Raw genomic sequence first — 8,152 nt, 5'->3', positions numbered from 1 at the left:
GAAAGACGACCGCCGCGGTCAATCTGGCGTGGGAGGCATCGAAGCAGTTCCGGGTGCTGCTGTGGGACCTCGACCCGCAGGGTGCGACGACCTTCCTGCTGCAGGTGAAGCCGAAGGTCAAAGGCGGCGTGGGGGCACTCGTGGCGGGTGAGAGCAAGGTGCGCTCGGTGATCCGCGCCACCGACTACGACAACCTCGATGTCCTCCCCGCCGATGCGAGCTACCGCGACCTGGACCTGGTCTTCGACCACGCGAAGAAGTCCGAGCAGCGCGTCGCGAAGATCCTCGAGCACGTCGACCGCGACTACGACGTGGTGATCCTCGACTGCCCGCCCGGCGCCGCGCTGGTCGCCGAGAACGCGGTGTTCTCGGCGGACGCGGTCGTGGTTCCGCTGGTTCCGTCGCCGCTGTCCATGCGATCGCTCGAGCAGGTCGAGGAGATCGTGTCGGCATCCAGGTCGAAGGCGCGCGTCGTCGCGTTCCTCTCGATGGTCGACCGTCGCAAGACGCTGCACCGCCACGCCGTCGAGCACCTGCCCGATAAGCACCGGACGGTCACCGATGTGGTCGTGCCCGCCACCGTGCAGATCGAGCGGATGGGAACCGAGAGGGCCCCGGTCGGAAGCTACGCCCCCGGGGTGGAGGCGGCGCGCGCCGATGGGGAGCTCTGGTGTCGCGTGCAGACCCTGGTGAAACCGAAGTCGCGCAAGCGCAGAAGGTGACTGGCGGCGCTCGGCAGACGCGATGGGGAGAGAGATGGACCGATCACTGAACATCGTCGTCGGTGTGACCGGCGGTATCGCCGCGTACAAGACCGTCCAGGTGGTGCGTGACCTGGTGCTCGCCGGCCACGCGGTGCGCGTGATCGCGACGGATGCCGCGCTGCAGTTCGTCGGCGCTCCCACGTGGGAGGCGATCAGCCGGCAGCCGCTGAACACGTCGATCTTCGACGACGTCTCGTCCGTGCGCCACGTCGGCCTCGGCCAGCAGGCGGACGTGGTCGTGATCGCTCCCGCGACCGCGAACACGATCGCCAAGGTCGCCGCCGGGATCGCCGACGATCTGCTCGGAACGACGGTGCTCGCCAGCCGTGCCCCGCTCGTGGTGGCCCCCGCGATGCACACCGAGATGTGGCAGCACCCCGCCACGGTCGCGAACGTCGACACGCTGCGCAGCCGTGGCGTGATCATCGTGGGTCCGGACTCCGGTCGGCTGACCGGTCCGGATGTCGGGCTGGGACGTATGAGCGAGCCCGACGCGATCGTGACGGCTGTACTCGCGGCGGCGGGGGCCGGGGCGGCCGACGCGGGCGCTGAGACGGGCGCCCGCGGCCCCCGAGACGACCTCGCCGGACGTCGAGTGCTGGTCACCGCAGGAGGGACCCGAGAGCCGATCGACCCCGTGCGATACGTCGGCAATCACTCGAGCGGCAAGCAGGGAGTCGCATTCGCCGTGGCGGCCGCGGCGCGGGGCGCCGATGTGACGGTGATCGCCGCCCACCTCGACGCCGGTCCGGCCGCCGACCTGGACGCCGCGGGACTGCGCACGATCGAGGTCACCACCGCCGCCGATCTGGCTCGGGCCGTCGAGAAGGAGGCGGCCGCGGCATCCGTCGTGGTGATGGCGGCTGCGGTCGCGGACTACACGCCCGCCGAGGTCGCGGAGCGCAAGATCAAGAAGAGCGCACGGGGCGAAGTCATGCAGCTGGCTCTGACGCGCACGCCGGACGTGCTGGGCGCGCTGCTGGCGGATCCGGTGCCGGGGCGGGTGGTCGTCGGCTTCGCGGCGGAGACGGCAGCGGATCGGAACGAGCTGCTGGTGCTGGCCCAGGAGAAGATCGCGCGCAAACCCGCGGACCTGCTCGTCGCGAACGCAGTGGGCGCAGGGCGCGGCTTCGGTGCGGACGACAACGAGGCGCTCGTGCTGGCGGCATCCGGCGATGTCGTCGCAGAGGTGTCGGGCAGCAAGCGCGCCGTCGCCGACGCCGTGCTCGACCTCGTGGTCGAGCTGCTGTCGCCATGACAGCGGGGACGGGGCCGGCAGCGCTCCCGCTCTCCCTGTATCGCGAGATCAGCCGGTCCGACTGGGCTCGTCTCGCGCCGGGCATGACGCAACCGCTTACAGCCGCCGAGATCGCGCAGATCCGCGGACTCGGCGACCGCCTCGACATGGACGAGGTGCGCGAGGTGTACCTGTCGCTGAGCCGGCTTCTGAGCCTGTACGCGAGGTCGGCGAAGTCGCTCGGGGCGGCGACCAGCCGCTTCCTCGAAGAGCCCGACACCACGACCCCCTTCGTGCTCGGCATCGCCGGCTCCGTCGCGGTCGGCAAGTCCACGGTCGCGCGTCTTCTGCAGGAGCTGCTCAGCCGATGGCCGGACACGCCGCGCGTGGCGCTGGTGACGACGGACGGATTCCTCCACCCGAACGCGGAGCTTCAACGCCGCGGTCTGATGAGGCGGAAGGGCTTCCCGGAGTCGTACGACCGTCGTGCCCTCCGCGACTTCCTCACGCAGGTCAAGAGCGGTGCCGACGAGGTGCGGGCCCCGATCTACTCGCACCTGCGCTACGACATCGTGCCCGACCAGTACGTGACCGTCCGGCGGCCGGACGTCGTGATCGTCGAGGGGCTCAACGTGCTCCAGCCTCCGCCCGGCTCGGACCGCGTCTCGATCGGCGAGCTCTTCGATTTCTCGATCTACGTCGACGCCGACCCGGACGTCATCGCGCAGTGGTATGTCGACCGCTTCATGACGCTGCGGCAGAGCGCCTTCAGCAGCCCGTCGTCGTACTTCAACGTGTACGCATCGCTCGGCGACGAGGAGGCCGCCGCCACCGCGCTGCGGATCTGGAACGAGATCAACCTCCCGAACCTCCTCGAGAACGTGCTGCCGACCAAGCACCGGGCCACCCTCGTGCTGCAGAAAACCGTCGACCACACGGTCGGCGGAGTGCTGCTGCGCAAGCTCTGACCCTCCTCCCCGCGCCGGTGGCGCACCGAACGCCATACGATCTTCGGCATAGCCGAACCGAACCCGGAGGGTCGTCATCTGCACCGTCGTCATCCGAGTGCCCTCATCCGCGACCGAGCCCACCCGCGTGCTCGCGATCCGCGATGAGGATCCCGACCGCCCCTGGAGCCCGCTCGGACGGTGGTGGCCGGAGTCGCACGGCGGAGTCGTGGGTGTCCGGGATGTGCGCGCGGGCGGGGCGTGGCTGGCCGCCGACTCCGACAGGGGTCGCCTGGCGGTGCTGCTCAACCGGGCCGATGTGTCGACGGTGCCGGAGTCCGACATCGTCTCCCGCGGCGGTCTTGCACTGGAGTCAGTGGCGGGCAGGACGCCCGAGCACCCCCGCACGCACGGCTTCAATCTCGTCGAGGTGGAAGGATCCCACGCTCGCGTCATCTCGTGGAACGGAGCGCGGGTCGACCGGACTCCGCTCGCACCGGGCACGCACATGGTCGCTCACGACGACGTGGACGATGAGTCCACCCCGCGCATCGCTCGATGGCTGGAGGATTTCTCGACGGCCGTGCTATCCGATGGGGGCCGATGGTGGGGTCCCTGGATCGACGTGCTCGAGCGTTCGGCGGCTCTGGAGAGCGTCGATGACCGCGCGCTCATCCGCGACAATCGGCCCCACGGGTATCCGACCCAGTCGCTGCTGGTGTGCGTCGCATCCGTCTCCGCGCACGCGGTCGAGGTGCACTACCGTGCCCTGCGAGAGCCGGGCCATTGGGACGGGTTCTGACCGGGCGGTCCCGACTCCGGCGCGTGATTACGCGCGCGAACCCACATCCTCCGCGCGAACCCATGCGCTGCGGCGCCCAGGAGCGTGGGGGTTCGCACGCGACGCGTGGGTTCGCGAGCCTAGCGCCAACCGGCGGAGTCGCTCAGACCGTGACGACGACCTTGCCGCGGACGTGACCCCCGCGCTGCAGCGCCACCGCGTCGGAGATGCGCTCGACCGGGAATGTCGCCTCGATCGGCAGGGTGAGGCGGCCTTCGGCGATCGCCTGCGCGATGCGGTCGAGCGCGTCGGGCGCGGCCTGACCGCCGCCGGTCGCGACCGCGCCGCCCGGCGGGTTCGGTCCCGCCGCAATGGTGGCGATCCGGGCGGGGTCGACGCCCAGATCGAGGGCGGCGAGAACGGTGTCCGTGCCCTGCAGGTCGATCGCGGCATCCACTCCTCCCGGCGCAAGCGCGCGGACCCGGTCTGCGAGTCCGTCGCCGTACGTCGTGGGGATCGCTCCCAGGTCGCGGAGGAACTCATGATTCGACTCGGATGCCGTGGCGATGACCTTCGCTCCGGCGGCGACGACGAGCTGCACCGCCAGCACGCCCACGCCGCCGGCCGCCCCGCCGATCAGCACGGTGTCGCCCGCGGAGGCGCCGACCGTGGTGACCGCGGCGTCGGCGGTGCGCGCCGCGATGCTCAGCGCGCCCGCGGCTTCGTCCGACAGTCCCTCGGGCGTGCGGACCAGAAGATCGGTGGCGACCGTCATCACCACGTGCTCCGCCACGGCGCGGGCCCGGGCTCCGCCGAAGACGCGGTCGCCGATCGTGAAGCCCTCGACATCGGCACCGACCTCATCGATCTCGCCGGCGAAGTCGTGGCCGAAGCCGGTGGGGGCGCTGACTCCGTACCGCGCGGCCGCAGCCGGGATCGAGGCGACCTTCCAATCGACCGGGTTCAGACCGGCCGCTCGCACGCGCACCCGCACCTGGCCCGGGCCGGCGTGCGGCTCAGGCCGGTCGATGACGTCCAGGACGATCGGGTCGGCGATTTCCAGCTGCTGTACGAATGTGCTCATGATCTATCCGACACCGTGACGAGACCGCTCATTCCCTCATTACGGATGACGATCAGTCTGTTCTCGCCTGAGGCTGCCCGATCGCGCGGCAGGCTACGTGGTCGCGCGCCGGATTGCAACCTCCGATGCCGGGGGCCGGATCCGGCTTAGCTGTCTGCATGAGCACAACATCCTCGCCGTGGACGAGCCACCTCACCGACGGCCTGCGTTCTGCGCGGGCGCTCTTCGAGCCGCGCACCGGACCACGCAGATGGCGCGGCACCTGGCGCGCGCCCGTCACCGGCCCACAGCGCACCCGCGCCTAGGTCCGCCCTCGTGTTCCGTCACGTCTTGCGCTTCCTCCCCGTGGTCCTGCCGATCGCGCTCAAGCTGTATCGATCTCGGCGCCCTGCCGACGGAGCACCACGCTCTACCCCCCGACCGCGCGCGTAGTCCCCGCCGGGAGGGCGGCATCCCGCCTCTGGCGATGTCCTCGCGCGTGATCGTCCCCGCGCTCGTGCTCGTAGGCGACGACGACGAGCCGGAGCTCGAGCACACTCTCGCCTTCTATCGATCGCTGCTGCGCGGCGAGCTCGCGGTCGTCCCGAATGCGTCACATGCACTGATGGTCGAAAAGCCCGCGCTCGTCGCCCCGACCATCCGCGACTTCCACGCACGGCCGAAGACCGAAACGCTCGTCCCGCGGCGCCGGGCGAGCTGAGATCGCCGGGTCGACACGTCCGCTGTAGCGGCAACATCGCCATGGCTGAGCATCTCGACCCCTTTCCCGGCACCGCAGTCCCCTCGCTGCGGCGCTCATAGGAAGCACATAGCGGGCCCGAAGTCCAGTCATCGGCGGGGCGGGGATGCTGAGTCCTGTTAGAGCCCGACTCCCCACTTGGAGGCGATCATGCGCCGCATGCCCGAACCGCAGCAGACCCCGCAGGGACCCACCTACGAGGGCCGCCTGCTCGACCACGCCGACGAGGAGGTGGTCGACCAAGGCGCTCCGTTCGACATCCGCACCCTGATCAGCAGGCGGGGAGTACTGAGCCTCGTCGGGCTCGGCGTCGGCGCAGCAGCCCTGGCAGCCTGCGCGCCCAGCGCCACAGGCACCGCCGCGACCGCGACCTCCTCTTCGTCGCCCACAGCGACCCCGTCTCCGTCCGCGACGGCGACGACCCCCGCGATCGTCGTCCCCGCCGGTGAGATCCCCGACGAGACCGCCGGGCCCTACCCGGGAGACGGGTCGAACGGCCCGGACATCCTGGAGCAGTCCGGCATCGTGCGCAGCGACATCCGCAGCAGTCTCGACGGTGGCGTCACTGCGGAAGGCGTGCCGATGACGCTGAACCTCACGATCCTGGATACCGCCAACGGCGATGTGCCGTACCAGAACGTCGCCGTCTACGCCTGGCACTGCGACGCGCAGGGCGGGTACTCGATGTACTCCGAGGGCATCGAAGACCAGACATACCTGCGCGGTGTCCAAGCGGCCGATTCCAATGGCGTGGTGTCGTTCACCTCGATCTTTCCCGCCTGCTACACGGGACGGTGGCCGCACATCCACTTCGAGGTCTACCCGGCCCTCGACGCGATCACGGATTCGACCAACGCCATCGCGACCTCCCAGGTCGCCTTGCCCGAGGACGTCAGCAATGCCGTCTACGCGCTCGCCGCATACAGCGGCTCCAGCGCCAACATGACGCAGGTCTCGCTCGCCGGCGACAACGTGTTCAGTGACGACGCCGGAGCACTACAGCTGGCGACGGTCAGCGGCGACACGGCCGCCGGTTTCACCGTCGCGCTCACGGTGCGCGTCGACACCGCCACGGCACCTACTGCCGGATCCGCCCCGGGCGGCGGCGGCCCCGGCGGCGATCGCCCCTGACCCCACCTCGCCCGACTCCACCGAATTGAAGGAAAGCTCATGTTGCAGAACCTCACCGGATGGCACGCGCTGATCATCCTCGCCGTCATCATCCTCATCTTCGGCGCCGCGAAGCTGCCTGCTCTCGCCAAGAGCGTGGGCCAGTCGATGCGCATCCTGAAGTCCGAAGTCGCCGAGCCGAGGATCGACTCGGATGCCGCGGCATCCGACGACGGGGGCGCAGTGCCCCGTCGTGAATCGGCGGGCAAGGGTCACCTCGCTTCGACCCCTTCCCCGATGGGACTGACGGTCCCCGTCGACGACCGCGCCGTCTAGGTCGAGAAGCGCCCGCCTGCTGCATTCGCGTGAAGCCGTTCACCGTCGACATCCGCGGCTCTGGTGTCGGTCGACTGTACGAGCGGGCCTCGGATTTCGCCCGTGGTGAGGACATCGTCGATGGCGTCCAGAGCCTCCCCCAGATCCTCGAACGACCCGGGCGCGACTATCGAACCACGGACCCACACCACATCCAGCTCTCACCACGAGATTCGATGAACGCTACGACATGGAGCGGATCCTCTTCCGGAACTCGCGCGTCGCTGACCCGCCATGCGCCCTCGGCGGTCTCGGTCAGCTCCAGGTAGACATGGTCATTCGCAAACATGCTTCGCTCCTCGCGCACCTCACGCCAGGCGCCTCGTCTCGGACGCCGAAGCGGTCCCTCGCCGGGACATGCCGCGCGGCGTGGCCTCAACCGCCCCAGAAACGGCCCACGCCAACGTCACGCAGCAAGATTCAGCGCGATCATCGATCGGATGGCGTGGATCCTCAAGGGCTTGACACAGGACGAGGCGCGACGTAGTTGTGCGTGTCGCGGCGTAATGAGCTGCGGGTCGGCATCGATCGGGGCCCGCGAACCTCAGCTCGGGCTATCGCCGGGAGCCTCACGAGGAAAGCGACTGTCCCGCCCGCCCCCGCAGGCGATCCTTGGCCTGGCGCTCCACGATCACGGGCACATGGCTGCTGACGGGATAGTCGTGGAAGGCGTCGTGCGCCTCGCGGATGACGGCCACCACCTCCGGCGCCGGCACGTCGGGGAACGCCCGCTCGAGCCGGTCGATGATGGCGGCGATTTCTTTGTCGTTGTCGGGAGCGTGCATGCTTTCTTCGTCCCTCCGGGGTCTGCTGATCGGTTTGTCCGTGGCGAGGACGGTTCGCGGCGCGACGACGCTGGCGCGGGCATCGCGGGTGCGAGCGTGAGATCTCACTAGCGGAATTCCGCGATGCAGACATGACATGCCTGGGCTAGTCGGTCGAGGTCATAGCACTCCCAGCCCGCGCAAGTGGCGGCGTAGCGACGGGGCCGGGGTCTAGGGCGACTGTGACAGCAAACTACATCCATACCCTCCATGGCGACAACCGGGCACCGCGGCAGGCGGGCGCGAGATACGCACCCAGTTGCCGCCGGTGGTTGGGACTGCTCGCCGGAT

Annotated in this window: 10 protein-coding genes; 8 read left to right on the top strand and 2 right to left on the bottom strand. The window is 69.7% G+C overall.

All coding sequences use genetic code 11. The features are described from left to right. The 4 genes from VFX99_RS16040 to VFX99_RS16025 all read left to right on the top strand — a co-directional run. On the top strand, positions 1 to 722 hold a 722-nt coding region (locus VFX99_RS16040; protein ID WP_329667289.1), incomplete at its 5' end, for a ParA family protein. 34 nt (positions 723 to 756) lie between these two features. Then, positions 757 to 2,022, top strand: a complete 1,266-nt coding sequence (gene coaBC / locus VFX99_RS16035; RefSeq protein ID WP_329667288.1) for a bifunctional phosphopantothenoylcysteine decarboxylase/phosphopantothenate--cysteine ligase CoaBC — start codon at positions 757 to 759, stop codon at positions 2,020 to 2,022. Further along, positions 2,019 to 2,969 carry a type I pantothenate kinase gene (coaA, locus tag VFX99_RS16030; RefSeq protein WP_329667287.1) on the top strand — a complete coding sequence of 317 codons (951 nt, stop codon included), beginning with the start codon at positions 2,019 to 2,021 and terminating at the stop codon, positions 2,967 to 2,969. Before coaBC ends, coaA begins: the two co-directional genes overlap by 4 nt. A gap of 97 nt (positions 2,970 to 3,066) precedes the next feature. Beyond that, entirely contained in the window at positions 3,067 to 3,750 is a 684-nt protein-coding gene (locus tag VFX99_RS16025; RefSeq protein WP_329667286.1) for an NRDE family protein, read from the top strand. A gap of 142 nt (positions 3,751 to 3,892) precedes the next feature. Here the strand turns inward: VFX99_RS16025 and VFX99_RS16020 are convergent, their stop codons facing one another. Beyond that, positions 3,893 to 4,813 (bottom strand): NADP-dependent oxidoreductase, encoded by a 921-nt coding sequence (locus VFX99_RS16020; RefSeq protein ID WP_329667285.1) that lies wholly within the window; start codon positions 4,811 to 4,813, stop codon positions 3,893 to 3,895. Positions 4,814 to 4,971: 158 nt separating this feature from the next. Between VFX99_RS16020 and VFX99_RS16015 the strand changes: the two genes are divergently transcribed. The 4 genes from VFX99_RS16015 to VFX99_RS16000 all read left to right on the top strand — a co-directional run bounded on the left by VFX99_RS16015 (position 4,972) and on the right by VFX99_RS16000 (position 6,998). Further along, on the top strand, positions 4,972 to 5,118 hold the full coding sequence (locus VFX99_RS16015) for a hypothetical protein (protein WP_329667284.1): 147 nt from the start codon (positions 4,972 to 4,974) through the stop codon (positions 5,116 to 5,118). Positions 5,119 to 5,279: 161 nt separating this feature from the next. After that, positions 5,280 to 5,513: an alpha/beta hydrolase gene (locus VFX99_RS16010; protein ID WP_329667283.1), complete on the top strand. Its 234-nt coding sequence runs from the start codon at positions 5,280 to 5,282 to the stop codon at positions 5,511 to 5,513. Positions 5,514 to 5,702: 189 nt separating this feature from the next. Beyond that, the gene (locus tag VFX99_RS16005) at positions 5,703 to 6,683 is read left to right on the top strand and encodes an intradiol ring-cleavage dioxygenase (protein WP_329667282.1); all 981 of its coding nucleotides are present in this window, start codon (positions 5,703 to 5,705) and stop codon (positions 6,681 to 6,683) included. A gap of 39 nt (positions 6,684 to 6,722) precedes the next feature. Beyond that, positions 6,723 to 6,998 carry a twin-arginine translocase TatA/TatE family subunit gene (locus tag VFX99_RS16000; RefSeq protein WP_329667281.1) on the top strand — a complete coding sequence of 92 codons (276 nt, stop codon included), beginning with the start codon at positions 6,723 to 6,725 and terminating at the stop codon, positions 6,996 to 6,998. A gap of 608 nt (positions 6,999 to 7,606) precedes the next feature. On the opposite strand, the gene VFX99_RS15995 is transcribed toward VFX99_RS16000, so the two are convergent. Continuing rightward, positions 7,607 to 7,822 (bottom strand): three-helix bundle dimerization domain-containing protein, encoded by a 216-nt coding sequence (locus tag VFX99_RS15995; RefSeq protein WP_329667280.1) that lies wholly within the window; start codon positions 7,820 to 7,822, stop codon positions 7,607 to 7,609. Between the last annotated feature and the right edge of the window lie 330 nt (positions 7,823 to 8,152).

Origin of the sequence: Microbacterium sp., assembly GCF_036277215.1 — a bacterium.
Lineage (GTDB): Bacteria > Actinomycetota > Actinomycetes > Actinomycetales > Microbacteriaceae > Microbacterium.
Note: the sequence above shows the minus strand (reverse complement) of the source record. Positions and strands in the feature narration are given on the sequence as shown.